The following is a 26,566-nucleotide window of genomic DNA, read 5'->3' on the forward strand; positions in this document are numbered from 1 at the left end:
CTATTTTTGACCACATTACCTTCAAATCAAAGATTAAGAAAAAAGCACGTGGGAAGACGTGCTTTTTGATTTTTTATACATGAACATGCCGCTCTGCATGGTAGGAGGATCGGACAAGCGGACCGGACTCTACGTACTTTAGTCCTCTTCTTAGCCCTTCTTCTTTGTAATGTGCAAATAGATCCGGATGAATGAATTCTGCTACTTCGATATGTCTTTTGGTAGGCTGTAGGTATTGACCTAGCGTGAGAATATCACATCCGTTTTCTACCAAGTCATCCATGGCTTTGTAGACTTCTTCCTTGGTCTCACCCAGTCCTAGCATAATTCCGGTTTTGGTTCTTTTTCCGTAGGCTTTGGTGAGTTTGATTTGCTCGAGAGAGCGGTCGTATTTGGCTTGGGGTCTGACCATTCTATAAAGTCGGCCTACGGTTTCCATATTATGGGAAACTACTTCCTGACCTCCTTCGATCATTCTGTAAAGAGCATCCCAATTTCCTTTTACATCAGGAATGAGCGTTTCAATGGTCGTAGCAGGAGACAATTCCTTGGTCAATACCACGGTTTGATACCAAATCTCAGCTCCCCGATCTTTGAGTTCATCACGGTTTACCGATGTGATTACTGCATGTTTTACACCCATCAATTGGATGGCTTCAGCGACTCTTCTCGGCTCGTCAGTGTCATATTCATTAGGTCGGCCAGTGGCCACTGCGCAGAAAGAGCAGGATCGGGTACACACATTACCCAAAATCATAAATGTAGCAGTGCCGGCTCCCCAGCATTCGCCCATATTGGGACAGTTGCCACTTTCACAGATGGTATGCAGCTTATGCTGATCTACCAGTTTTCTTACTTTGGCATATTCCTTTCCTACAGGTAGCTTCACCCTCAGCCAGTCGGGCTTTTTTCTTTTGGTTGCTTCCTCGGAAATTACAGGTAATTCAATCATGTCGGGGAAATTTGGTACAAAGGTAATTCAGGACATCACAAATGCCAATCACTTCCTGAATCCGTAATAAAAGGTGAAGTAGGCAGATTGGAAAATCTGATTGTTTTCAGCAGTCGGGATCAGGGGGATTTCTTTGCTATAACCCTCAAGCATGTAGCCCAGTTCCAATCCCGTGGCACTACTTCGGAATACTCCAAATTCAAACATCAAAGCAGCCTTGACATGGGCTCCAATGGCTAATTCAGATTCTCCAAGACCTTGGAAAAGTCGCCCGGTTCCTAAGATGTTAAATCTACTTTGGTGGACTTCAGGGTCGTATTGCTCAGTTACTGTTTCCAGTCGATTCAAAGCATATTCGATGTAATAGGGAGCGATCAGCCCCAAGCTGGGACCTACGGCCGCCAAAGCGGAAACCTGAACTCCCTGGTTGGGTGCTTTTTTAAATAAGACCACCTCTCGGCCATAGTGCGGTCTGATTGCGTAGAGGTAATTGGATTTTCCGAAAATATAACTATTGCCCAATACGGTATTGTATCGGGTTTCTTTTTGATTCTTTACATTGGATAGTTCTACTCCCCAAAAGGAAAACTGACTGTCATCTATCCGAGTCCCGGCTTTAAAAACAAATCCTCCGATCAGTCCTCCGTTGGTGTTTTTATTCAAACCAAAAAGATATTCCTTGTCGTATTCATAATTTCCCACGTCATCTCTTTGGGCATAGGCCGCATTTAGGTTCAGTAAGGAAAAGATAAAAAGGAGGATAGGGAGTTTTCGCATTTGTTCTCGCGGATTTTGCCTACGTTTTAGAGGTATTTAACTCGAAATTAAAAGTAAGAGTTTAACTCGAGGATAAAAAGATGGTTTTTGATCCAGCTATTGATTCTTCTTTTTCAAAAAGTGAAGAAAAATTTTCAAATCACCTCCATCAGAGGATTAAAACCGATATTTGAACAAAAGAATATTAAACCCAAATAAATCGATCCACGATGTGCTATTTATTCGAAAGTTTTAAAGGCTGGAAAGGCTATTGTGAAGAAAGGCAGGTCTCTTTGGTCCAATCTGTCATAGAATATGAGATTGAGCAAAAGAATTCTTCTGAAGAAAGAATCAAATCGGGACTGGCAGAGGCATATAGGGTCATGAAAGAGGCCGTGACTACCGGGTTGACAGAAGACATGACCTCCCGGTCAGGAATGATCGCCAATGGAGCCAAAAAGGTATTTAATCACCCCTTGGCAGTATTGTCTCCAGAGTTTCAGCAATTGATTTCCAGGGCATTGGCTGCCAAAGAGGTGAATTCCTGCATGGGTAGGGTAGTGGCTGCCCCTACGGCTGGAGCATCAGGGATTCTTCCTGGTGCACTGGTGACTCTACAGGAAATTCATGGGTTGAGCGATGAAAAGATTATTGAAGGCCTGCTGGTTGGAGCCGGAATAGCCTTGATTATTGAGGAGAAGGCTAGCTTGGCAGGTGCTGTTGGTGGCTGTCAGGCCGAGACAGGCTCGGCTGCTGCAATGGCTGCCGGAGCAATTGTTTATTGCCTTGAAGGTACTACGGATCAAATTTTCAACGCGGTGGCAATCACCATTCAATGTATGCTAGGCTTGGTATGTGACCCTGTGGCCGGCTTGGTGGAGGTGCCCTGCGTAGTTCGAAATGCAAGCGCTGCTTCCATTGCTTTTAGTTCGGCCCAGATAGCCATAGCTAATGTTGGATCTGTAATTCCAGTGGATGAATGTATAGAAGCAATGGGAGAGATAGGAGCTTCCATGGAAAGTCGCTATAAGGAAACGGCTTTGGGAGGCCTAGCAGCTACTTTGACAGGTCAGGAAATCTCAAATCGAATCCTAATTCAGGATATTGAGATCCTTCCAGACGAAACCTTACCCGATTAAATTTTGAAAGAAGGGAATGGACAAAATCTGTTCTATGGTTAAGCTAAAAAAGCAAGCCCAAAATAGCCCACTGATGAACATATAGAGAAAAATCTTCCTTTTTTGGGTGCCAAAGGAAACCAATATCAATGTGCCTCCAATCGGGGTAAGTAGGAGTGGGGTCAAAAAGGCAATTCCGATAATTCCTGATTTTTGCCATACCTGAACAATCCTTCTTGATCGCTTACTGAATATTGGTCGCTTTTTTATAAGGTGTTTTTCAACCAATTTTTTTATCTCTGTTCCTATGAAAGTGAAGATGAACACGCTGGTCATCATTCCAGCTATGGTGACAAATACAGTTTCAAAAAAGGAATAACCAGCTGCATACCCCAAAACTGGGCCACTGATAAATTTGAAGAGACTCAGTACATAAATTCCAAAAAATGTAATCAAGGCTTCACTCATATCAAAAAGAAGATGTATGCTATGTAGCAAGCCAATAAAACCAACCCTTCAAAGTAGGAAATCTTCATTTTGGTTTTCATCAATGGGAAAAGAATGGCTGAGAATCCAATCATCCAAAGAAAATCAGAACTCAGAAATGCATCTGAGACTCCGATAGGCTTGATAATGGCTGTAAGTCCAATAATCGATAGGATATTGAGAATATTACTGCCCAGGATATTTCCCAAAGCCAAGTCTGTTTTTTTGGAAAGTGCCGCAAGGATGGAAGTAATCAATTCAGGTAAGCTGGTCCCAATGGCGATTACTGTTACCCCGATCACTCTTTCTGAGATGCCAAATTCCCGTGAAATTAGGACTGCATTTTCTACCAAAAGCTCTGAGCCGAAATAAAGCCCTACAATGCCTGCCAGAAAAAGCCCCACAGATGCCAGCCAAGAATAGCTTTTTACTTCTTCCAATTCTTCATCGGCTTCTTTCACTCCTTCTTTGATTCCTGAGCCAAGATTCCGGAAAAGATAGGCGTTGAAAGCGATAAAACTCCCAAAAAGTAAAATGCCTTCCCAAAGCCCAATCTGACCGTTTAGGCTTAGCAAATAAAAAACTACCGTGACAATCATCATCAAGGTATAATCAAATCTCAGATGTTGGCGGGAAATCAAAATGGGATAAAATAGACCACTGAGTCCCAATACAAGCCCGATATTTGCAATATTTGAACCGACCACGTTGCCTATTGAAATATCAGCGTTACCCTTTAGTGCAGCATTTATGCTCACTAGGAGTTCAGGGGCAGAAGTGCCAAATGAAACAATTGTCAGCCCAATCAGGCCTGCAGATAGGCCAAGTTTGAGAGCTATGGAGGATGCACCGTCTACAAGGAATTTTCCACCAAGCAATAAGATAACAAGCCCTAAAATGAGGAATAAATAAGGAGTCATAGATTAAAGTTTTGGTCCAAAAGCCAAGTCTCCTGCATCACCAAGGCCTGGAACAATGTAGGATTTGGAGTTGAGTTTTTCATCTATGGCCCCAATCCAAAGTGAATGGGGGATTTTCAGATTTTCTTTAATAAACTGGACTCCCTCAGGTGCTGCAATAACTGCCGCAATGTGAATTATTTTTGGCGTTCCGTGCTGCAGTAGTGTTTCTATTGATTTCAGGAATGATTTTCCAGTTGCAAGCATGGGGTCGGCTAGGATCACGGTTTTCCCTTCAAGTGATGGAGAGGCGTGGTAGCCCAAGTTTATTTTGACATCCTCGCCTTCCTCTCTAAATGCTCCAATAAAGCCGCTTTCTGCATGGTCAAAGAAATTCAGAAATCCTTGATAAAAAGGAAGTGAGGCCCTCAGAACAGCAAATATCACTGGCTTTTCTTCTGGGATTCTGGCAAGTATTGGAGAAAGAGGGGTCTGAATGGTTTTCTCAGAAAATTGCAAGGTTTTAGAAATTTCGTATGCCAAAATTTCACCTAGACGTTCCAGATTTTTCCTAAACCTCAAGCTGTCTTTTTGAATCTCAATATCTCTAAGCTCGGTGAGAAACCGATTGGCAATGGAAGGAGTATCGGTTAGTTGAAACATGCAGCTAATTTACAAGAAAAAACCCGGCTTAGAATCCGGGTTTTGCTTGTCATTTTATTTCAAAAGAAACTTTCCTTGCCAATTGCCTTGCATCTGAAGACCCTTTATCTACACTGGTGTCTTCCCCATACCCTTTATAAGTAAGTCTGGAAGGATCTATTCCTGAAGCCACAAGGATATCATATACGGATTTCGCTCTCTTTTCTGAAAGATTAATGTTGTAGTCTTCAGGTCCCAATTCGTCAGCATACCCCTTGATTTCAATGCCAATGGTAGGATTCTTCTTAAGGAAGTTGCTAACATAGGCCAAGGTATTATTAGAGAAGGACAAAGGTGTGGCGCTGTCAAATGCAAAATAGACTCCCACATATCCTTCTTGTATAGACTTTTTCAAGTAATCTTCCTGTTCTTTGATTTCTTCTAGAGGACATCCATTATTGGCTCCAGGGCCAGGAAGAAAAGGACAGGCATCTTGATGATCAGCTATTCCGTCATTGTCAGAGTCCAAAGTGATTCCGGCGAAGGAAACATGAGCGCCTACAGGGGTATTTGGTTCTTTATCCAAATAATCTGGAACACCATCTCCATCAGAGTCCTTCAGCATATCCATGATAGAATTGACCTCAGAAGCTAATTCTTCTTTTGTAGCGTATTTATCGCTAGCAATATACCAGTCTGCATGCTGCTCTGCCCCTCCTAAATAGAAGGCTAAGCCTAATGTACCTGTCCACCATCCACCCGGAGCGTGTACAAAGGGATTAGTAGGGGGATTAGGTATGAATGGGGCGTTGTACCTATTGCCATCAAAAGTGTAGGTTTGTCTGCCATTATGAATATAGGTGATGTCACCGGTCAGAGCGATCTTGTTCGTCAGCTTGAATTGCCCAGTAACACCTGTAATTATATTGTAGACATAATCAGGCTCTTGATTAAATACAGTTTCCTCAAAAGTCAATCTTCCGAATCCGGCTCCAAAATGACCTAGCATACCCAGCCTCGGACTTAATTTTTCAAAGTTTAGCATTCGGCCCCAGTTCATTACCATTTGGGCGTTCACTCTGATATAGTCAGTTGAAAATTCAGGACTTTCACCTTTTGCTTCGTTAAAAGTGCCAAATCCGAAATCTCCCTTAAACCCAAAATATTCATTTAGCATATATCGAGCTCCAATATCTGCATGACCAATATTTAGAGTAGGAGAAAAATAATCAGGAGATAATGGGCCCATTGATTTGTTAAAACCTCCGCTAACCTCTAGTGACCAGCGATTAAAAGCTTTTTCTTGAGAATACAGGCTATTTGTTACTCCAAGTAGGAATAACATAGCAACAAACTTTTTCATTGGATGATTTAGGGTGTTTAGAATGACACTTCAAAAGTAGAAAAACTTTTTATTCTCCAAGTATGGATAAAAAAAAAGCCTGACTTCAGAGTCAGGCTTTTTTTGGAGCATCAAAATTTATTTCAATTCGAAGCTAGCTCTTCTTGCCATTTGACGTGCATCAGCAGATGCTTTGTCTACGCTTGTATCTTCTCCATATCCTTTGTAAGAAAGTCTGGAAGCATCAACACCAGAAGCAACCAACAGGTCATAAACTGCTTTTGCTCTTCTTTCAGAAAGCTTGATGTTGTAGTCTTCTGGACCTAATTCATCAGCATATCCTTTTACTTCTACATTGACACCTGGGTTTCTCTTAAGGAAGTTAGAAACGTACTGAGCTGCACTTACAGAGTATCCTAGTGGCTTATCGCTGTCAAATGCATAGTATACATTTACGTATCCATCGTTGATCGCTTTTCTCATGTAGTCAATTTCCTCACGGATTTCTTCAACTGGACATCCGTTTGTAGAAGCAGGACCAGGAAGGAATGGACACTTGTCCAAGTGGTCAGGAGTTCCGTCACCGTCAGAATCCAAAGTCATACCAGCAGCATTTACCCTAGCTCCAGCAGGAGTGTTTGGCTCTTTGTCCAAGTAATCAGGAACACCATCACCGTCAGAATCCTTCAACATATCCTTGATTCCGTTGATTTGAGTAGCCAATTCTTCTTTAGTGGCATATTTATCAGCTGCAATAAACCAGTCAGCATGCTGCTCTGCTTTGCCAAGGTAGAAGTTAAGACCAAGAGTACCAGTCCACCAAGTACCGTTAGCACCGTAGAAACCGTTGCTGATATCAGGTCTGATAGCTTCTGCACCGTCCCAAGTTACTGTCTGACGACCGTTGAGGATAGTGGAGATATCACCTACTAAAGCAACTCTTTCACTGATTTTGAATTGAGGAGTAATACCGAAGATTAGGGTATACACATTGTCGTCAAAATCATTGAAGGCGTTAAGTTCTGGATTTACCAATCCAATACCCGCACCACCATGCATTAACAAACCGAATTTTCTGGTGAAAGACTCAAAGTTCATTACCCTACCAATATTGGCAACACCTTGTAGATTCAATCTAAAATATTTGGTGTCAAAAGGTAAACTTTGGGAATCATTGCCCTGAGCTTCACGAACTGACCCAAAACCATAATCTAGTTTAAGGCCAAATTTCTCATTGAACATGTAGCGAGCTCCGAACTCAATATGCCCAAGGTTGAGGGACGGAGAGAGGAAGTTTCTGTTGAGAGGGGCCATCGGCTTGTTGAAGCCGCCTCCTACTTCAAGAGAAAACTTGTTGAATTCCTGAGCATTGGCAGAAATTGCCATTGCACCAGCCATAATTGTTGAGAGTATGAGTTTTTTCATGAGAAAAAATTTTTTGTTCAGTTTTTATTTAAGTGATTGATGGATGCAGGGACAAATTTATAAACTTTTAACTTATTGCAAATCTAGATGAAATATTTAAATCTCAATTATACCGAGTTAAATATCCCTCTAATTATCCGCAAATATTTCAATAATACAACATAATTAATGCCAATATGGAATTTTTAAAGCAGTTACTTGGCCTTTCTGGAGTCTCAGGAGATGAATCCTTGGTTTCCGATTGGCTTATTAAACAGATACTACAACGGATGGGTAGCTGGAAGGTTTGTCCCAAAATCTATTCTGGGGAAGATTTTCATGATGCGATTCTTTTGAAGTTTGGAGAGCCTCGTACAGCGGTTTTTGCGCATATTGATACCATAGGATTTATGGTCAGATACAATAATCAACTAATTCCAATCGGCGGGCCAGAATTTATAGAAGGAACAAAGTTGGTAGGGAAAGATAGTTTAGGAGAGATCAGATGTAAGCTCGCAGGTACAGAAGATGCCATGTTTTATGATTTTCCACGGGCAATTGAGCGAGGAACTCGCCTTACTTTTGAGCAAAACATCAGAATCAGTTCTGGATTTATACAGGCGGCTTATTTGGACAATAGACTAGGTATATATAATGCATTTCGTCTTTGTGAAAACTTGGAAAACGGTTGGGTGGTTTTTTCTACTTACGAAGAACATGGCGGAGGAAGTATGCCATTTCTTTTGAAGTTTATACAGGAAACAGCTCCTATCAAGCAGGCACTAATTTCGGATATTACCTGGATTACTGAAGGGATTGAGCATCATCAGGGAGTTGTTATTTCTTTGAGAGATAAATTCATTCCTAGAAAGAAGTTTTTGGACCGTGTCTTGGCCTTGGCAGATCAAAGTAAAATCCCTTATCAGCTGGAGGTTGAAGCTTATGGAGGTAGTGATGGGAGGGAGGTCCAATTTTCACCCTATGCCATTGACTGGTGTTTTATCGGAGCAGCAGAAGATCATGTCCATTCTCCTGACGAAAAAGTTTCTTTGGCTGATTTGGACGCCATGATTTCGATGTATGAATATTTAATGAAAGAGCTTTAAGCATAATCCATGAAAAGAAAGATTAAAGACAAGGATTTCGAACTGTATTTGAAGGGTGATCAGTTGAAGTCAAAACTTAAAGACCTGGGTAAAGAAATAACAGCAGATTTTCTAGGGGAGGATTTGGTGGTATTTGGGGTGCTCAATGGCTCCTTTATGGTCATGGCCGATTTGGTAAGGGCAATTGACCTACCTTTGAAGTGTGAGTTTTTGAGGATTTCTTCCTATTCGGGAATGGAAACGACGGGAAAAGTTCAATCCGTGTTAGGACTTACTACAGACATAACCGGAAAAAGTGTTCTGATTATTGAAGACATAGTCGATACTGGAGTCAGCATGGATTTTCTTTTGAAGGAACTTAAAAAACATCATCCGAAACGATTGGCTATCGCTACTTTGCTTTTTAAAAAGGATGCTTTTCGGTTTAATTACCCCTTAGATTATGTGGGTTTTGAAATTCCCAATAAATTTGTCGTCGGCTTTGGCTTGGATTACGATGGTTTTGGCAGGAACTTGCCAGACCTTTATCAACTCAGTTTAAGTTAATACACCATTCAAAAATGCTAAATATTGTTCTCTTTGGCCCTCCAGGCGCAGGTAAAGGCACTCAAAGTGAGAAGCTCATCGAAAAATATAAATTGACCCACTTATCTACAGGAGATCTTTTCCGAAAGCACCTAGGAGAGGGTACAGAATTGGGTCTCTTGGCCAAAAAGTACATGAATCAAGGCCATTTGGTACCCGACGAAGTTGTGATCCAAATGGTAGAGGATAAAATCAACTCCACTCCGAATAGCAAAGGTTTTATTTTTGATGGTTTTCCAAGAACAACCGCTCAAGCGGAAGCTTTGGATGTAATGCTTCAAAAAAACTCCATGTCTATTTCCGGTATGATTGCTTTGGATGTTCCTGAGGATATCCTTCGAGAGCGAATCAAGGAAAGAGGAAAGACTTCAGGAAGAGCAGATGATCAGGATGACGAAAAAATAACCACTAGAATAAAGGTGTACTTATCAGAAACCCTTCCTGTGGCTAAGTATTACGAAAATCAAGGAAAGTTTACCAAGATTCACGGAGTAGGTCAGATTGATGAGATTTTCCAAAACATCTCAGAAGTGATTGATGCCTATTGATTTCCCATAATTTTCTAATTTTGCACTTCCAAGACATGGCTAGGCTCTCGGGCTTAGCCTTTTTCATTCTATATCATGGCCGATTCAAACTTCATTGATTACGTAAAATTCTGCTCCAGATCAGGTGCCGGAGGCGCGGGTTCTGTTCATTTCCGAAGAGAAAAGCACGTGCCCAAAGGAGGACCTGATGGAGGAGATGGAGGCCGTGGTGGGCATATTATCCTTCGTGGAAATGCCCAGTTGTGGACATTGCTTCACCTGAAATACAAAAAGCACGTCATTGCCGAGCCCGGCAAAGGAGGTGAAGGAGGACGCAGGACAGGGGCAGATGGCAAAGATGTCATACTTGAAGTTCCATTAGGCACAGTGGCCAAAGATGCCGAGACAGGAGAAAAGCGATTTGAAATCACCGAAGATGGACAGGAAGTGATCCTGACATCAGGAGGACGCGGAGGATTGGGAAATGACCATTTTAAAACATCTACCAATCAAGCCCCACATTATGCTCAACCCGGAGAGCCGGGGATTGAGGAGTGGATTATCCTCGAACTCAAACTTCTGGCAGATGTAGGATTGGTGGGATTCCCTAACGCAGGAAAATCGACACTGCTTTCTTCCATTTCTGCCGCAAGACCTGAAATCGGCGATTATCCATTTACCACACTAGTTCCTAATCTGGGTGTAGTAGGCTATAGAGACGACAAGTCCTTTGTCATGGCTGATATTCCCGGTATTATTGAAGGAGCAGCAGAAGGAAGAGGACTTGGCATCCGGTTTTTAAGACATATTGAAAGAAACTCCATTCTTCTTTTTCTAATCCCCTCAGACGCCCCGGATATTGGAGAGCAGTATCGAATTTTGCTCAACGAACTGGAGAAATACAATCCTGAACTCCTGGATAAAAAAAGGATCCTGGCAATTTCAAAAGCTGATATGCTAGACGAGCAGCTAATGAAAGAAATGGAGCAGGAAATCCCCAAAGATATCCCTTACCTCTTTATATCCTCAGTCAGTCAGTTTAATCTGGAAAAACTGAAAGATTTGATTTGGCAGGCTATCCATCAATAGAAGTGTCACTTTGTCAGAAAATCCCCTCTGGCAAAAAACTTGTAGGTTGAGGCGAGACCAACTATTGCCCGAATATTATGAAAAACAAAGATCACGTGGAACAAGAACCTAAAGCGCAGACGGAAGAGCAACTAGTGGAAGAGACTCAAAAAGAAACAGCAGCTCAAAGCCAAGAGGAAGTACAGGAAGAAGAAAATAAAGAAGCTAAGCTTGAAGCTGAGGTGGCAGATCTTAAGGATAAATACCTTCGGCTCTATTCTGATTTTGAAAATTTCAGAAAGCGAACAGCAAAAGAAAGACTCGACCTGATTCAAACTGCTTCAGAAGGTGTATTGAAAGACTTGATCCCCGTAGTGGATGATTTTGAGCGGGCTTTCAAAGCTTCAGAAAAGGAAAAAGACGCAGTCAAAATCCGGGAAGGTAATCAGCTGATCTTTCACAAATTGGTTAGAATCCTTGAATCCAAAGGATTGAAAGTCATGGAAGATTTGATTGGGAAACCCTTTGATGCCGAGACTCAGGAAGCAATCACTCAGATACCTGCGCCATCAGAAGAAATGAAGGGAAAGGTCATAGATGTGGTGGAAAAAGGATATACACTTGGAGAAAAAGTGGTCCGATACGCCAAAGTAGTAACCGGAGCATAAAATCATGGCAAAAAGAGATTATTACGAAGTATTGGGAGTGAGCAAATCAGCCACAGCCGATGAGATCAAAAAGGCTTATCGGAAATTGGCTATTCAGTTTCACCCTGATAAAAACCCGGGAAATCCTGAGGCAGAAGAGAAGTTTAAAGAAGCGGCAGAGGCTTACGAAGTTCTGAGCAATCCGGACAAAAAGGCCCGTTACGATCAGTTTGGTCATCAAGGACTAGGCGGCAACGGTGGCTTCGGCGGCGGCGGAATGAACATGGAGGATATTTTCTCCCAGTTTGGAGACATCTTCGGCGGCGGCGGTTTTGGGTCTTTTTTTGGTGGAGGAGGCGGAGGCCGAAGAACCAAGAAAGGAACCAACCTTCGGGTAAAGCTCAAGCTGAATTTGCAGGAAATCGCAAATGGCGTTGAGAAAAAAATCAAAGTAAAGCGTCATGTAGTGGCTCCAGGAGTCACTTTCCAGACTTGTTCTACTTGCCAAGGAACCGGACAGATCAAAAAGGTAGTGAATACCATGCTCGGACAGATGGTGTCAGCTAGCACCTGTGCGGTCTGTGGAGGAAGCGGGCAGATTGTAGATAAAAAACCAGCGGAAGCAGATTCCAAAGGATTGATTATAAAAGAAGAGATTATCTCTATCAATATCCCTGGCGGTGTAGGCGAAGGTATGCAGCTCAGCATGTCAGGAAAAGGAAACGAAACTCCAGGAGGAATTCCCGGAGACTTGTTGATTGTCATTGAAGAGGCGGAGGACAAAGTGCTTCAGCGTGACGGTAATAATGTGGTCTACGACCTTTATATTTCTTTTATAGATGCAGCTTTGGGATCTTCCATTGAAGTTCCTACCATAGATGGCAGGGTGAAAATCAAAATTGATCCAGGAACTCAAAGCGGAAAGATGCTTCGACTCAAGGGAAAAGGAATTAAGGATATCAATGGGTACTCCCGTGGTGATCAATTGATTATGGTCAATGTCTGGACTCCTACTCAATTGTCCAAAGAAGAACGGGCTATGCTGGAATCTCTCAAAAATTCGGAAAATTTCAAGCCAGATCCCGGAAGACAAGACAAGTCCTTTTTCGATAAAATGAAGGAATTTTTCTAAAACTATTCAAGCCAGAAGCAATTCTGGCTTTTTTTATATTTTTAAAAAACCTTTTACCCTCCGAGTCGTACCCTATCCGTATGTTAAAAAATTTGTGTCTGCTTTACACTTGGATTTTCCTAGGGCTAAATTCCGGACAGGCGCAATTTGTCAAAGAATACCAAGTCTCTGATGTCAAAGGGTTTGAGCTGGTAGACCTTAAGTTTTCTTCTTACAAAAGCCAAATCCAATTGCGCAGGTCCAAATCCTACGGACCTCTGCATATTCATGGGCATTTGGCACAATCCAATATTCTTCCTGAGTTCAATTATGCCATCGATAAGGAAATTCTTTCGGCATCCTTGGTGCATAAAAACATTGAAACAGATAATTTGGGAAAGAGTATTACCTCCAAGTTGTTTTCTTCCAATACTGATTATGATCACTCTTGGGATATCAGCCTGAATTCTAATTTTTTGTATGATCTAAACTTCAATTTAGGAATGGGGAAGTCCGAGCTGGATATCAGTCATCTTCCGATAGCCGGTCTGAAAGTCCGAAGTGCAAGCTCGGACGTAAAGATATTTTTTGGCGATCCGGTTCCTAACTCAGTTACCATGGATACCCTATTGGTTACTTTGAGTATGGGACTTCTGGAAGTGGCTGACGCAAATTTTACAAATGCCAGGGAAATGATTTTTGAGGTAGATTATGGAAAAATCAAACTTGACTTTTCCGATGGCCTTCCTCAATCCTGCAAAGTAATTTCTGCGGTCAGTGTAGGCAGCGTTCAGGTAGTTTTGCCTCCGGAAAAATACCCTGTCAAAATCAAAATGAATACTACCCCGATGTGCAGAACCGTCCTGCCGAAGTACCTTAAGTCCACCGAAAAAGGTATCTATGTGACCAAAGGATTTAGCGCATCCGATCCCCGGCTATTGGAAATGATCATCGACGTAGGGGTAGGTTCTGTGACCATCGAATAGAAAAAAATGCTTCAAATCACCGGCCTGAATAAATCATACGGAAATCACCAAGCCCTTAAGGATGTGGACATGAGCGTTCCATCAGGAGTGGTTTTTGGGCTTTTGGGTCCAAATGGCGCAGGCAAAACCACCCTGATCAGAATTGTCAACCAAATCATCGAGCAGGACAGCGGAGTGGTAGAGTTGGACGGAAAGACTCTTTCTCCCTCTGATATTCGAAAAATCGGATATCTGCCTGAGGAAAGGGGGCTTTATAAGAAAATGAAGGTGTGGGATCAGTTGTTGTATTTTGCTCAGCTCAAAGATCTCCCTCCAAATGAAGCCAAGCTACAGATCAAATCCTGGCTGGAAAAATTGGATTTGGGAGCCTGGAGAGACAAGAAAATAGAAGACCTTTCCAAAGGGATGGCCCAAAAGGTCCAATTTATCTCCACGGTCATTCATCGGCCTTCTCTTCTGATTTTGGATGAACCCTTCTCCGGGTTTGATCCTGTCAATGCCGAAATTATAAAAAATGAGATTCTGGAATTGAAGGAAAAGGGCACCACGGTTATCCTCAGTACGCACAGGATGGAATCAGTGGAGCTACTCTGTGATCATGTAGCCATGATTAACCGATCCCGGAAAATCCTTGATGGTACAATCCAACAAGTAAAAAACAGCTTCCGACCTGAGGTATTCGAAATTACCCTGACTCAACTCAAGCAAACCATTCCCCAAGAATGGATACCCAGGCAAGTGGAAGATCATTGGCATTTTTCTTTGCCTCTTTCCGGCAAAACTCCAAATCAGCTTTTGTCAGAACTCATGGAGCTGGGAGAGGTCTTGGTATTTCGGGAAAAAATCCCATCCATGGAGGAAATTTTCATTCATCAGGTAAAAGCAAAGGCAAATGAATAAGGTTCTTTTAGTCATTCAGCGGGAGTATCTAGCTCGGGTCAAGAAGAAATCCTTTTTGATCGCTACTCTACTGACTCCTTTGATTTTTCCTGCCATCATGGGGGTTTTTGTCTGGATTGCTGTCAATGAAAGTGAAAACCAATCTCTCCGGATCATTGAGGTGTTTGATGAGACTGGCTTGTTTTTCATGGAGAGTTCAGACCAGTATGCTTTCGTTTCTTCAGATTTGGAATTGGAAGAAGCCAAAAAAATGGTGCAGGAGGGTGAGCGGTATGGCTTGCTATTGATCCCCAAAATTAATCTTGAGGATCCAAAAGGAATTCAATATTTCGGTGCCGAGAATCCCAGCATGAGCTTGATGAGCTATCTGGAAGGGGCCCTCAAGCGGAAAATTGAGGATCAAAAGCTATATGAGAAAGGAATTGATCCTGCAGTGATCAAGGAAATCCGGACCTCAGTCTCCATCCAGTCCATTACTTTGTCCGAAGGTGGAGAGGAAAAAATCAATGATGCCACAGTGAATTATGCCTTGGGATTCCTGGCGGGAATTCTGATCTACATTTTCATTTTTGTGTATGGAAATCAAATCATGCAAGGCGTCATCGAGGAAAAATCCAGCCGAATAGTAGAAATATTGGTTTCCTCACTCCGCCCTTTTCAGCTCATGATGGGGAAAATAGTAGGAATCGGAGCCGTAGGCCTAACTCAGTTTTTGATTTGGGTAGTATTGATCGGGACACTCACTTCCGTGGTGGTAGGTGTGTTGGGCATGCAAATGCCTCAGCAGCAGGCTATTGAAATGGCAAGCCCTGAATTGGCTCAGGCAGCCATGCCTGATACGGAGGTTGGGCAAATTCTTCAGGTTATTCAGGGTATCGATTTTGTTTCTCTGGTGGTAAGTTTTATCATCTATTTCTTGGGAGGGTATTTGCTCTACGGGGCGCTGTTTGCGGCAGTAGGCTCTGCAGTAGATGCTCCTTCCGATGCCCAGCAATTCATGTTTCCGATCACTATTCCACTCATTGTGGCATACATGGGACTTTTTGTCTTTGTGCTTCAGGATCCCAATAGCACGACTTCGTTTTGGCTATCCATCATTCCTCTTACCTCACCGATTGCTATGATGGGAAGAATCAGCTTCGGGGTGCCTTTTTGGGAATTATCACTCTCTGTAGGCTTATTGATCGGAGGATTCTTGTTTACCACCTGGTTAGCTGCCAAAATTTACCGAATCGGTATACTCATGCATGGAACCAAGCCAACTTACCGAATCCTTTGGAAGTGGATCAGAACCAGCCAATAAAAAAAATCCCGGCCAAATGACCGGGATTTGTTGTTATTTCAGGTAAGCTGATAGCATCCAGACTACCTTTTCCTTAGCTGTAATGTAATCGCTCATCAAGGTCACCGTACCCTCATCGCCATTGGCTGATGCTTCCTCCAATGTTTTTCTTTCCAAGTTCAATAGGTGATTAAGATTTTCTCTTACGATCTCCACCATTTTCTTGGCATCATGAACTTCCTTAGCCTCCTTGATCCCGGAGTTTTCGATGTATTCTCCATAAGAAGAATAAGGGCGCTCTCCCAAAGTCAATATCCGCTCCGCCACCTCGTCTACCTGCGCATTGGCAGTAGTATAGAGTTCTTCGAATTTGGCATGAAGCTCAAAGAAATTAGGCCCGGATACATTCCAGTGGAAATTTCTAAGATTTTGATAATACACTTGGTAGTTGGCCAAAAGCTTGTTCAGCGTTTTTACCAAGTTTTTTGAGTCTTTAATTTCTAATCCTATGTCGTTGGTTTTCATTTTCAAAGTAGTTTTTTGCTTTTGATTAATACCTTAAATTTACTCAAATTGGACCGGAAAAGCCAACTGATAAATTCTATCACCAACTTATACTTTCTATGACCTTGGGGAGTTAAATAGGGTGAATAGCTACAAATTGCATAGATGAAGACCCCTTTTCAGGATTTAACCTCCATTGATTTTTACCAGAATAAAAAGCAGGTCAAATGGCTTGTTTTCTTGGTGTCATTGCTGATCGGTTCGGGGTCAATCTGGTATACCAACCTCCTAGTGGATGAATTGAGAGAAAGGGAAAGTCGTCAGATTCAACTCCTCTCCTCGGCGCTAGAATATGCAGCCACCACCTCCGAAAACCTCACCTTTATTAACCAGGAAATTATCCAGCAGAATTATTCCATCCCGATCATCATGGTCGATTCGGAAGGAAATCCTTTGGAGTTTCGAAACATCAAATTCAAGAAAAATGCGAATGAAAGGGATTCTACCAAGACCTTAGAAAAGGAACTGGCCGAAATGCAGGAGGAATACGAACCCATACACCTTCAGGAAGCAGATATTCGGGTTTTTTACCGGAATTCAGAGCTGCTTACCAATTTGAAATACTATCCATATGTGCAGCTTGCAGTCATTTTACTTTTTGGGGCCTTGGCTTATGCTCTTTTCAACCAAAGTAAAATCGCTGAACAAAACCGGGTATGGGCGGGCTTAACCAAAGAAACAGCCCATCAACTCGGCACTCCCATTGCCTCCCTGATGGCCTGGATCGATTACCTGAGAAATTCCCCGGTTTGGAATGAAAATAAGGAAGTCATTCAGGAGATGGACAAGGATGTGGTCAAACTCCGGATGGTTACCGAGCGATTCAGCAGCATCGGAAGCAAGCCAGTCATCCAGTCTGAGAATCTGTATGAAGTGATCAAAGAGACGATCAATTACCTCAAGCCCAGAATTTCCACCAAAGTAGAGCTCATCATCAATTCTGACTCCAAGGACTTGGAGGCGATGATGAATAAGCCGCTTTTTGAATGGGTGGTGGAAAATATCTGCAAAAATGCAGTGGATGCCATGAAAGGCAAGGGGACCATCACCATTGATTTGGTTCAGGACAGTGATAAGTTTGTCATCGTAGACATTACCGATACAGGAAAAGGTATTGAGAAAAAGAATTTTAAAAAAGTGTTCTATCCCGGGTTTTCCACCCGTCAGCGGGGCTGGGGCTTGGGTTTGACCTTAGCCAAACGCATCGTAGAAGGGTACCATGGGGGAAAGATTTTTGTCAAAAACTCGGAGGTCGGCAAAGGCACCACTTTTCGCATTATGCTGTTGGGCAATCTGGAGGATGCATCGCAGTTTATTACGGAAGGGATTTTGGAATATTAGGATATTTACGAAGGCAGATTTACGATTTACGACATGGAATCGAACTTCAAACTTTTATCCTCAAGTTTGACCTTTTGGAAGTCAGGGGTGAGGTTCCTTAAAATGTCGTAAATCGTAATTCAAAAATCGTAAATCCATTTTCCTTACCTTTGCCCCCTGAATTTTACTACCCATGAGTTTGACCGAGGAAATCAAAAAGCGGAGAACGTTTGCCATTATTGCTCACCCGGATGCGGGGAAGACCACTTTGACTGAAAAGCTGCTTCTTTTCGGAGGAGCAATTCAGACTGCAGGTGCTGTCAAATCCAACAAAATTGACACGGCCACCAAGTCTGACTGGATGGAAATAGAAAAGCAAAGAGGTATTTCCGTGGCTACTTCGGTGATGGGTTTTGAATACAAGGATGTCAAAATCAATCTCCTCGACACCCCGGGTCACCAGGACTTTGCGGAAGACACGTATCGAACTTTGACGGCTGTTGACTCCGTGATCATGGTCATCGACTGTGTGAAAGGGGTTGAGATCCAGACCGAAAAACTCATGGAGGTTTGCCGCATGCGCAATACTCCGGTGATCTGCTTTATCAATAAGCTCGACCGGGAGGGAAGAGACCCTTACGATTTGTTGGATGAGGTAGAGGAAAAATTGAATATCAAAGTCCGTCCGCTTTCCTGGCCAATCGGTATGGGAAAAGGATTCAAAGGAGTTTATAATCTATATGAGAAAAAGCTCAACCTTTTTACTCCTTCGCAGCGCAAATTGAGTGATGATCGACAGGTTTTTGAAAATCTGGAAGATGCCCAGTTGGACGCATTGATTGGTCCGGGAAATGCCAATCAGCTCCGTGAGGATGTCGATCTGATCGAAGGAGTGTATCCTGATTTTGATGTGAATGATTACTTGGAAGGAAAAATTGCTCCTGTATTTTTCGGTTCGGCGGTAAATAATTTCGGAGTAAACGAAATGCTGGACACGTTTATCAAAATCGCTCCTACTCCAAAAAGCAGAGAAACTGACTTGCGAGAGGTGAAGCCTGAGGAATCCAAATTCTCTGGCTTTGTCTTCAAAATACACGCAAACATGGATCCCAATCACCGGAACCGAATCGCTTTCTTACGGATCTGTTCAGGGAAATTTGAGCGAAATAAGCCTTACAACCATGTCCGTGGACCGAAGCCGCTTCGTTTTTCCAACGTGACTCAGTTTATGGCACAAGACAAGGAAATCATCGATGAGGCATTTCCGGGTGATATTGTCGGGCTTTACGATACGGGAAACTTGAAAATCGGGGATACCTTGACCGAGGGCGAAAACATGGTCTTCACAGGAATCCCGAGCTTTTCTCCTGAGATCTTCCGCGAAGTGGTCAATAAGGATGCGATGAAGACCAAGCAATTGGAGAAAGGCTTGAAGCAATTGATGGAGGAAGGTGTGGCGCAGCTCTTTACTTTCGAAATGGGTCAGCGAAAAGTAGTCGGCACGGTCGGTCAACTTCAGTTTGAAGTGATCCAGTTCCGATTGAAAAACGAATACAACGCCACCGTGGAATTCCATCCAATGAACCTCTACAAGGCCTGCTGGATCAGTTGCAAAGACAAAAAGCAACTGGATGAGTTTGTCCGGTCTAAGAATCGGTACATTGCCCGAGACAAGGACGATAAGCTGGTCTTTATGGCCGAGTCCAAATCCTGGCTACAAATGGTACAGGACAACTACCCCGAGATTGAGTTTCACTTTACTTCGGAGTTTTGATATCTACCTTCCAAGGGTTTCGAACCCTTGGAGGTTTTTTTTTGGGTATCGTGGTCAAAAATAGGTTGTCCTGCTTCTCCAGAAGCTGGACTTACCACTTATAGAATGCTGCTTTCGGAAAAGCAGCAGAGAGAAAAACTGGAAAAATATGGAATCTAATTCCATATTTTTCCAGTTTTAGTTTAAGCTAAAATTACTTTGGCTTTGAGTACTAAAAAAACATTAACAAACTCAAACTTTTTCCAATCAAACAATCCTTTATCACTCAATTTCAAATCCGGAATCACCAGCAAGGCCATAAAGCTTAGGGTCATAAAAGGTGAAATTATCTGATTTCCTGAAGTACCCTTTCATAATCCAAGATATCGAAGGATTCAGCTCTTTCCTTTCTAAAAAGCAGAATTTGATCGGTCATTTGTACCAATCCTTCCTTGATCAGAAGTTTTTGTTCGTCCAGGTAAAGAGGAATTGGGGAGTTTTCAATGAATGGGTGAAGCCGTAACGTTTTCGAATTTTTTGCAATCAATACAACAGCACCCGGACTCTCTTTAGGTAGGAGTTGTAGTTCACTGTAAAAGCTATCCAGACAGGTTTTGCATCCTTCAGGATGAATGACGAGGATCCATTCTTCAGGTTCTGGGATACCAAGGATCGAGGCAACTTTTGATTTGGAAGGAGAAGAACATGCTACCAAACAAATGATCCCTATTCCAAAAATAAAGCTCTTAATCATCATACTCCAATCCCTCAAATCGGATAATGTCATATCGAAGAACATTTTCATCAAAATCATCCCGGTTGGGATTATTGGTAGATACGTATAATCCTTTTCTTCCAACAAAGTAGTTCCAAGATTCTATGTAATTGTCATCAAATACTTGCTCTCCAATTATCTCAAGGTTTTTGTTTAATACCAAAAGGCCAATTTTTGGTCTATTGGAATACAAATCTCTATAGCCTAGATTGTAATCCTCCCAATCCACTCCTTTAAAGAAAAAACGGTAAAAAACATCCCGAAAAGGATCATGGAGAATCAATTCATATCTATCACTAGCCAATTCTTCAATAATTCCCTTGTCACCCTCCGGAAAACCTTTGATGATATGAAAATTATTTACGAATGATGAGCGGACTTCTTTATAGCCTAGTAATTTACCTTCTCGCTTGGATACTATCCACAGTCGATGATCAGTTTGAGGTGATATGACAATACTGTCATTTCGGTCAGTCCAGGTAAAATTAGGAGTTTTCTTGCCCTCGTCCCATGCGTTTGAAGGGTGGGAAATAGGTAGCCAATCTGTCTTTTCGGTGGAAAGGCTTACTTTGTAAATATGGCTGTAAGTTGCTATTTCATCCGGGGTTGTCTCAAAAAAATTCCGAAAAAATGGTTGAGCACCGAATAATTCATGGTCACTGAATAAAAAAGGAATCTCATTATTTGAGCTTAGAAAATTGACATGATTAATTGTGTCCACAACAGGAATTTCTTTTTTTTTGATTCCTTCAAAATTCAGAATTTTAATGGAGGGAGGAATAGAGGCGATCAGTAAACAGTCTTGGGAAATAATTCTGAATCCATTAGTAGTACCGACTCTGTTAGGACCATCTTGGGCTAACTTGATTCTAGATACATGCTGTTTAGTGTTTAAATTATAAACTTCGATTTTGGGACCAATTTTATTCTGAAAAGCCAAATATTCTCCAGAATCTGAATCTATATATTGAAAGCTAGTCCCATTTGGCATGATATCTAAATCCAATGGAATTTTAATTGTTTGATGAACAGTTGCTATTAGATCAGTATGCTGATTTTGCTTAGTACAGCCGAAAAAGGAAAAAATAATAACGAAGAAACAGAATGAATATTTCATGGAAAATGAAGCGAATTAAAGAGTCTACTTCAAAAATTGTAATTTGAAGTAGCCGTGTTTAACCAATTAACTTAAAGGTTTACGGATTACCTGATCCGTTTTCACAAATGCAATAATTATTCACCGATGGGCTTAGACAATCCTTACCATTCCATTGACAATATTCTACTGTTGATGCCTGTGCTTCAGCATCCGTGGCAACGAGATAAGAAATACCAATGGTACTTAGTCCTATAAGGCCTAAACCAAGTAAGAAAATTTTTACCTTTTTCATGATTTTAGATTTTAAGTTAGAAAATTGATTTTGTTTGGGAACGCCTAGAATTTCCCGGTTTAACCTTTTTGGCCAAAAAGATCACTAGCAATATAGGAGGCGCAAAAAAAAAACAAACTAATTGGATAAAATATTTTAAACTTTTAATCACAAACCAATAAATAGGTCACATAAAGCGAATTTTTGTCCATCAAACAGCCCCTTATCGCTCAATTTCAAATCCGGAATCACCAGAAGAGCCATAAAGCTTAGGGTCATAAAGGGGGAATTGAGCGTGGAACCCATTTCCTTGGCCATTCGGTCGATTCGGGTGTAAGCCTCAGCGACCTGATAGCCGTCTTCCGGAGACATAATGCCTCCTACGGGTAAGGGGAGTATTTCTTCCTTTTCTTCCGAAATAGCTGAAATCCCGCCTTTCGCTTCGATCAAAAGGTTAACCGCTCGGCAGATGGATTCATCATCCACGCCTACGGCGATGATATTATGAGAGTCGTGGCCGACGGAAGAAGCGATCGCTCCGGCTTTCAGCCCAAAGTTTTTGATAAAAACTACTGCTGGAGGAGCATCCTGATAGCGGTTGACCACAGTGATTTTCAGGATGTCCTTTTCCAGATTGGATTCCGCAAACCCATTCTGAACCAAAATCTCTCCCTCGATCTCTGGAGTGATCAATTGTCCGTCCAAAGCTTCGATGACGCGTACCTTGGTGCCGGAAGCGGAAATTTGAAAGTCTTCCGGCTTTTTGAGTGAGGTGTGGAAATTATTGATCACCTCATTTTTGATCCGGGGAATCAGGGTTTTTCCGTCTTCAGCTACTTTTTGTCCTTGGATATAGGTGGCGAGGACCTCAAACTTTTCCAGATCCTTCACCAAGATAAAATCCGCAGGATCTCCTTCCCGCAACTGACCCACAGGTAGGGAATAGTGAGCAATCGGATTCAGGCAAGCCGCCTGAAGCACTTGAAACAGGTCTTTTCCTTTGGCCACGGCCCTAGCTGCCAGTTCGTTGATGTGGCTAATCGCTAGATTGTCGGGATGCTTGTCGTCGGAGCAAAACATAATCATATCGGGATAGTCATCGATCAGATCGATCAAGGCTTCGAAGTTTTTGGCGGCCGAACCTTCCCGGATGGAGATTTTCATCCCGAGTTTGATTTTGCCCAGGGCCTCCTCGTAGGTAAAGCATTCGTGATCCGTGCTTGGGCCTGCGGACACATATTTTTCTGCTAGCTCCCCCATCAGACCCGGCGCATGTCCGTCGATAGGTTTGCCGTATTTTTTTGAAATCTGAATCTTTTCCATCACCAATGGATCCCGATTGACCGTTCCGGGCCAGTTCATCATTTCGGCTAGATAAAGAATCTCTGGGCGAGCCATCAGATTTTCGATATCGGCAGCATCGATTTCTCCTCCGGCAGTCTCAAAAGTTGTTGCCGGCACGCAGGAAGGTGCGCCAAAGAAAAAGTGAAAGGGCACCTGTTTGCCGTTTTCGATCATGTACTCCACGCCTTGCATGCCGCAGACATTGGCGATCTCATGCGGGTCGGAAATGGTAGCGACTGTTCCGTGAACAACAGCTAGTCGGGCAAATTCCGAAGGAACCAACATGGAGGACTCCACATGCACATGCGCATCAATAAATCCCGGCATCAAATAGGGGAGTCCTTCTTTCGCAGGAATTTCCTGAATTGAAATAATCTTTCCCGCTTCCAAGGAGAGCCGGACAGGCTGAAGTTGTTTTTTGGGAATATTTACAAGAATGCCTTCGATAGTCATAGGGAGAAGTTTTGGGGGAGACTGGGAGGGGATTTTGGATTTATCCCTCTCTTCCCCGGAAAATGGTTTGAATTAAAACTACTATATTTGCGCAAAATTAATAGCCAAACCAAGACAGGTTTTTTGATGGGCAAAATAGTCATTGCAATAGACGGATATTCAGGGTGTGGGAAGAGCTCGACCGCAAAAGCTGTTGCAAAGGCCTTGGGCTATACCTACATCGATTCGGGAGCAATGTATCGAGCAGTTACGCTTTATTTTTTGGATCAACACCTTTCTCCCAGTAATCCAAAAGACGTGCAAAGAGGTTTGGGAGAAATTGAAATATCCTTTCAGATCAACCCCGATACCCAAAAGCAGGAAACCTACCTCAACGGACTGAACGTTGAGGAAGAAATCCGAACCATGAGGGTGTCCCAATCCGTAAGTGAAATAGCGGCTGTTTCGGAAATCCGTCAGGCCATGGTGAATCAACAGCAGCGTTTGGGAAAGAAAAAAGGAGTAGTGATGGATGGAAGAGACATTGGGTCTGTGGTGTTTCCTGAAGCAGAATTGAAAGTATTCATGACCGCAGATTTGGAGACCCGAGCAGGAAGAAGGCAAAAGGAATTGATGGAAAAAGGAGATTTGGTCGATTTGGAAGAAATCAAAACCAATCTAGCCGAAAGAGACCGCGTAGATTCCTCCCGGGCAGCAAGTCCTTTGCTCAAGATGCCCGATGCAGCAGAAATAGATACGAGTAATTTGGAATTTGAGGAGCAAGTCCAGCAGATTGTGGATTTGGCCCAAAAAGCCATTCAAAAAGAAAAAGATTATGCAGGTAACCATTGATAAAAACTCCGGCTATTGCTTTGGAGTGGAATTCGCCATCAAAATGGCTGAGGACGAAATGGAAAACAGCGATCAGCTGTATTGCCTTGGAGATATTGTGCACAATGACATGGAGGTGAAGCGCCTTCGCGAGAAGGGACTGATTGTTATCGACCGGGAGCAGCTTGCTGAGTTGAGCGACTGCAAAGTGCTTATTCGAGCTCATGGTGAGCCACCGGAGACTTACAAGACGGCTATCGAAAACAACATCGAGCTTATTGATGCTTCCTGTCCCGTAGTACTGAAATTGCAGCATCGGGTCAAGACTGCTTTCGATAAAATGGAGCGGGAAAACGGTCAGATTGTCATCTATGGAAAAAAAGGCCATGCTGAGGTGATTGGCCTGACCGGACAGACTCTAGAGAAAGCTATTGTGGTCATGGAAGATTCCGATTTGGAAAAAATCGATTACAACAAGCCGGTCACTCTATTCAGTCAGACGACCAAGAGTACCAAAGGCTTCTATGAACTTTCTCAAAAAATTGAAGAAAGAATCAAAAACTCCAAAGGCGAATTGACTGAATTAGACTTCAATGCCAATGACTCCATTTGTCGGCAGGTTTCCAACAGAGAGCCTCAGCTTCAGAAGTTTGCAAAGGAAAATGATGTGATTCTTTTCGTTTCCGGGAAGAAAAGTTCCAACGGCAAGGCGCTTTACCAAGTCTGCCTAAGCGAAAATCCAAGAAGTTATTTTATAGAAAACGAAACAGAGTTGCAGGCTGAGTGGTTTAACCCGGAGGATAAAATCGGGATTTGCGGAGCGACTTCTACTCCGATGTGGCTGATGGAGCAGGTCAAAAACTCTCTGGAAACCATGGAAGAGAATCTAATGGAGGCTTGATTTCTCCGAATTCACCAACCAAGGAAAAGTTCCGATAATTCCCAGGACTTTGGCTTCAATTCAAAAGGTTTTTCTTTAGATTTGGGGCGTTTTTCAAAAGCTCATAGTTCAAAAACAGATATGTCTAAAATAGTGAAGCTTAACAAGGGTTTTGACCTAAAGTTGGCAGGAAAGGCCTCTCAGGAGATGGCCAACTTCGCCCCGGCACAGACCTTCGCCCTTAAGCCGACAGACTTTCCGGGCATCCAACGCCCCAAAGTGCTCGTCCAAGAAGGAGATACCGTAAAGGCCGGTACTCCCATCCTGATCGACAAAGCCATGGATCAGGTCATCTACGCAGCTCCCGTTTCCGGTGAGATTGTCGAGATCAGAAGAGGAGAGAAAAGAAAACTTCTCGAAATCAGAATCCTGGCAGACCAAACGATCTCTCATGAAAATTTGGGCAAAATCGATCTAAACGCAGAAGATTTGGCTGCTAAGCTCGCTTCTTCCGGTGTTTGGCCAAATATCATCCAAAGACCTTTTGGAGTGGTGGCCAATCCGGCAGATAAGCCTAAGGCTATCTTCATTTCTGCTTTTGACACGCATCCTTTAGCTCCGGATTATGGATTTACCCTACAGGGTGAAGAGATATATTTCCAAGCTGGAGTTAATGCTTTGGCCAAGCTTACTTCCGGAAAGGTTCATCTCAATGTGGATGGTTCCAAGCCAGTACCGGCAGTTTTCTCTGGAGTACAAAATGTGCAATTGAATACTTTTTCCGGCCCACACCCTGCCGGGAACGTAGGTGTTCAGATCCACCATATTGACCCAATCAACAAAGGGGATTTGGTTTGGACTGTAAGCCCATTTGGCGTAGTGCAGATTGGAAAGGCAGTCGTGGAAGGAGTCTATGATGCTTCCAGAACCATCGCCATCACAGGATCTGAAGTGACCAAAGCTGCTTATGTGAAAACTTACGTTGGTGCTAATGTTTCCACCTTTGTCAAAGGAAATCTCAATTCAGGTCACGTTCGGGTGATTTCTGGCAATGTATTGACTGGAGAAAAAATCAACCTTGACGGGTATCTTGGTTTTTACCATAATCAAATCACCGTTATTCCTGAAGGGGATTATGAGGAGTTCTTGGGCTGGTTGAAGCCAAGTACTTCCAAATTGAGCTTCCACAAAGCTCTTGGAATGTTCTCTTTCCTCAACAAAGGAGAATTTAAAGTAGATACCAATACTCACGGAGAAGAAAGACCATTTGTGGTTTCCGGGGTATTTGAAAAGGTTCTTCCTATGGACATCCTTCCAACTTACCTATTCAAAGCGATCATCGCTGAGGATTTTGATGAGATGGAAGAATTGGGACTATATGAATTGGTCGAGGAAGATGTAGCCTTGTGCGAGTTTGTAGATCCTTCCAAGAATGATTTGCAGGAGTTGGTAAGAAATGGGATTGAATTATTAATGTATAGTTAAA

The 26,566-nt window shown here is 42.7% G+C and carries 26 protein-coding genes and 1 pseudogene; 15 read left to right on the plus strand and 12 right to left on the minus strand.

From position 1 onward, the window contains the following. Nucleotides 1-73: 73 nt before the first annotated feature. Nucleotides 74-952 (minus strand): lipoyl synthase, encoded by an 879-nt coding sequence (lipA, locus tag AAA938_RS17255; protein ID WP_338222040.1) that lies wholly within the window; start codon nucleotides 950-952, stop codon nucleotides 74-76. Between the two features lie 48 nt (nucleotides 953-1,000). After that, a complete protein-coding gene (locus AAA938_RS17260) occupies nucleotides 1,001-1,729 on the minus strand; it encodes a hypothetical protein (RefSeq protein WP_338230011.1) in 729 nt (242 codons plus the stop codon). A gap of 209 nt (nucleotides 1,730-1,938) precedes the next feature. On the opposite strand from AAA938_RS17260, the gene sdaAA reads away from it, so the two are divergent. Next, on the plus strand, nucleotides 1,939-2,847 hold the full coding sequence (sdaAA, locus tag AAA938_RS17265) for an L-serine ammonia-lyase, iron-sulfur-dependent, subunit alpha (RefSeq protein ID WP_338230012.1): 909 nt from the start codon (nucleotides 1,939-1,941) through the stop codon (nucleotides 2,845-2,847). 443 nt (nucleotides 2,848-3,290) lie between these two features. On the opposite strand, the gene AAA938_RS17270 is transcribed toward sdaAA, so the two are convergent. From AAA938_RS17270 to AAA938_RS17285, 4 genes are all read right to left on the minus strand, one after another. Then, on the minus strand, nucleotides 3,291-4,232 hold the full coding sequence (locus tag AAA938_RS17270) for a calcium/sodium antiporter (RefSeq protein WP_338230013.1): 942 nt from the start codon (nucleotides 4,230-4,232) through the stop codon (nucleotides 3,291-3,293). 3 nt (nucleotides 4,233-4,235) lie between these two features. Continuing rightward, nucleotides 4,236-4,874, minus strand: a complete 639-nt coding sequence (gene upp, locus AAA938_RS17275) for a uracil phosphoribosyltransferase (protein ID WP_338230014.1) — start codon at nucleotides 4,872-4,874, stop codon at nucleotides 4,236-4,238. 49 nt (nucleotides 4,875-4,923) lie between these two features. Beyond that, entirely contained in the window at nucleotides 4,924-6,216 is a 1,293-nt protein-coding gene (locus AAA938_RS17280; RefSeq protein ID WP_338230015.1) for an OmpA family protein, read from the minus strand. Between the two features lie 117 nt (nucleotides 6,217-6,333). After that, nucleotides 6,334-7,620 carry an OmpA family protein gene (locus tag AAA938_RS17285; RefSeq protein ID WP_338230016.1) on the minus strand — a complete coding sequence of 429 codons (1,287 nt, stop codon included), beginning with the start codon at nucleotides 7,618-7,620 and terminating at the stop codon, nucleotides 6,334-6,336. A gap of 176 nt (nucleotides 7,621-7,796) precedes the next feature. Between AAA938_RS17285 and AAA938_RS17290 the strand changes: the two genes are divergently transcribed. From AAA938_RS17290 to AAA938_RS17330, 9 genes are all read left to right on the plus strand, one after another. After that, the gene (locus tag AAA938_RS17290) at nucleotides 7,797-8,705 is read left to right on the plus strand and encodes an aminopeptidase (RefSeq protein ID WP_338230017.1); all 909 of its coding nucleotides are present in this window, start codon (nucleotides 7,797-7,799) and stop codon (nucleotides 8,703-8,705) included. Nucleotides 8,706-8,714: 9 nt separating this feature from the next. Next, a complete protein-coding gene (gene hpt / locus AAA938_RS17295) occupies nucleotides 8,715-9,251 on the plus strand; it encodes a hypoxanthine phosphoribosyltransferase (RefSeq protein ID WP_338230018.1) in 537 nt (178 codons plus the stop codon). Between the two features lie 14 nt (nucleotides 9,252-9,265). Next, the gene (locus tag AAA938_RS17300) at nucleotides 9,266-9,838 is read left to right on the plus strand and encodes an adenylate kinase (protein WP_338230019.1); all 573 of its coding nucleotides are present in this window, start codon (nucleotides 9,266-9,268) and stop codon (nucleotides 9,836-9,838) included. 75 nt (nucleotides 9,839-9,913) lie between these two features. Beyond that, a complete protein-coding gene (obgE, locus tag AAA938_RS17305; protein WP_338230020.1) occupies nucleotides 9,914-10,906 on the plus strand; it encodes a GTPase ObgE in 993 nt (330 codons plus the stop codon). A 77-nt stretch (nucleotides 10,907-10,983) separates the two neighbouring features. After that, nucleotides 10,984-11,553 (plus strand): nucleotide exchange factor GrpE, encoded by a 570-nt coding sequence (locus tag AAA938_RS17310; RefSeq protein ID WP_338230021.1) that lies wholly within the window; start codon nucleotides 10,984-10,986, stop codon nucleotides 11,551-11,553. 4 nt (nucleotides 11,554-11,557) lie between these two features. Continuing rightward, on the plus strand, nucleotides 11,558-12,664 hold the full coding sequence (gene dnaJ / locus AAA938_RS17315) for a molecular chaperone DnaJ (RefSeq protein ID WP_338230022.1): 1,107 nt from the start codon (nucleotides 11,558-11,560) through the stop codon (nucleotides 12,662-12,664). A gap of 80 nt (nucleotides 12,665-12,744) precedes the next feature. Further along, nucleotides 12,745-13,629, plus strand: a complete 885-nt coding sequence (locus AAA938_RS17320) for a hypothetical protein (RefSeq protein WP_338230023.1) — start codon at nucleotides 12,745-12,747, stop codon at nucleotides 13,627-13,629. A gap of 6 nt (nucleotides 13,630-13,635) precedes the next feature. Next, a complete protein-coding gene (locus tag AAA938_RS17325) occupies nucleotides 13,636-14,529 on the plus strand; it encodes an ABC transporter ATP-binding protein (protein ID WP_338230024.1) in 894 nt (297 codons plus the stop codon). Further along, nucleotides 14,522-15,832 carry an ABC transporter permease gene (locus AAA938_RS17330; RefSeq protein ID WP_338230025.1) on the plus strand — a complete coding sequence of 437 codons (1,311 nt, stop codon included), beginning with the start codon at nucleotides 14,522-14,524 and terminating at the stop codon, nucleotides 15,830-15,832. The genes AAA938_RS17325 and AAA938_RS17330 overlap by 8 nt, the downstream gene beginning before the upstream one ends. 33 nt (nucleotides 15,833-15,865) lie before the next feature. Here AAA938_RS17330 and AAA938_RS17335 read toward each other — a convergent pair whose 3' ends face one another. Beyond that, a complete protein-coding gene (locus AAA938_RS17335; protein WP_338230026.1) occupies nucleotides 15,866-16,336 on the minus strand; it encodes a Dps family protein in 471 nt (156 codons plus the stop codon). Nucleotides 16,337-16,480: 144 nt separating this feature from the next. On the opposite strand from AAA938_RS17335, the gene AAA938_RS17340 reads away from it, so the two are divergent. Then, complete coding sequence (locus tag AAA938_RS17340; protein WP_338230027.1) at nucleotides 16,481-17,716, plus strand: sensor histidine kinase; 1,236 nt, start codon at nucleotides 16,481-16,483, stop codon at nucleotides 17,714-17,716. A 172-nt stretch (nucleotides 17,717-17,888) separates the two neighbouring features. Next, a complete protein-coding gene (locus AAA938_RS17345) occupies nucleotides 17,889-19,469 on the plus strand; it encodes a peptide chain release factor 3 (RefSeq protein WP_338230028.1) in 1,581 nt (526 codons plus the stop codon). A gap of 182 nt (nucleotides 19,470-19,651) precedes the next feature. Here AAA938_RS17345 and AAA938_RS17350 read toward each other — a convergent pair. From AAA938_RS17350 to ade, 5 genes and pseudogenes are all read right to left on the minus strand, one after another. Further along, nucleotides 19,652-19,807, minus strand: a pseudogene (locus tag AAA938_RS17350) (adenine deaminase C-terminal domain-containing protein); the annotation flags it as partial. After that, the gene (locus AAA938_RS17355; RefSeq protein ID WP_338230030.1) at nucleotides 19,795-20,235 is read right to left on the minus strand and encodes a hypothetical protein; all 441 of its coding nucleotides are present in this window, start codon (nucleotides 20,233-20,235) and stop codon (nucleotides 19,795-19,797) included. The pseudogene AAA938_RS17350 and the gene AAA938_RS17355, both read right to left, overlap by 13 nt. Beyond that, nucleotides 20,195-21,340: a DUF4221 family protein gene (locus AAA938_RS17360; protein WP_338230031.1), complete on the minus strand. Its 1,146-nt coding sequence runs from the start codon at nucleotides 21,338-21,340 to the stop codon at nucleotides 20,195-20,197. The genes AAA938_RS17355 and AAA938_RS17360 overlap by 41 nt, the downstream gene beginning before the upstream one ends. 79 nt (nucleotides 21,341-21,419) lie before the next feature. Further along, complete coding sequence (locus AAA938_RS17365) at nucleotides 21,420-21,614, minus strand: hypothetical protein (RefSeq protein ID WP_338230032.1); 195 nt, start codon at nucleotides 21,612-21,614, stop codon at nucleotides 21,420-21,422. 147 nt (nucleotides 21,615-21,761) lie between these two features. Beyond that, nucleotides 21,762-23,390, minus strand: coding sequence for an adenine deaminase (gene ade, locus AAA938_RS17370; RefSeq protein WP_338230033.1), 1,629 nt, complete (start codon nucleotides 23,388-23,390; stop codon nucleotides 21,762-21,764). A 126-nt stretch (nucleotides 23,391-23,516) separates the two neighbouring features. Here ade and cmk point away from each other — a divergent pair, with 126 nt between their 5' ends. The 3 genes from cmk to AAA938_RS17385 all read left to right on the plus strand — a co-directional run bounded on the left by cmk (nucleotide 23,517) and on the right by AAA938_RS17385 (nucleotide 26,565). Continuing rightward, nucleotides 23,517-24,221, plus strand: a complete 705-nt coding sequence (gene cmk / locus AAA938_RS17375) for a (d)CMP kinase (protein ID WP_338230093.1) — start codon at nucleotides 23,517-23,519, stop codon at nucleotides 24,219-24,221. Next, nucleotides 24,205-25,101, plus strand: a complete 897-nt coding sequence (locus AAA938_RS17380) for a 4-hydroxy-3-methylbut-2-enyl diphosphate reductase (protein ID WP_338230034.1) — start codon at nucleotides 24,205-24,207, stop codon at nucleotides 25,099-25,101. Before cmk ends, AAA938_RS17380 begins: the two co-directional genes overlap by 17 nt. 120 nt (nucleotides 25,102-25,221) lie before the next feature. Then, nucleotides 25,222-26,565 (plus strand): Na(+)-translocating NADH-quinone reductase subunit A, encoded by a 1,344-nt coding sequence (locus AAA938_RS17385; protein WP_338230035.1) that lies wholly within the window; start codon nucleotides 25,222-25,224, stop codon nucleotides 26,563-26,565. Nucleotide 26,566: the final 1 nt, after the last annotated feature.

This window comes from Algoriphagus taiwanensis (assembly GCF_036245645.1).
GTDB classification, from domain to species: Bacteria; Bacteroidota; Bacteroidia; order Cytophagales; family Cyclobacteriaceae; genus Algoriphagus; species Algoriphagus taiwanensis.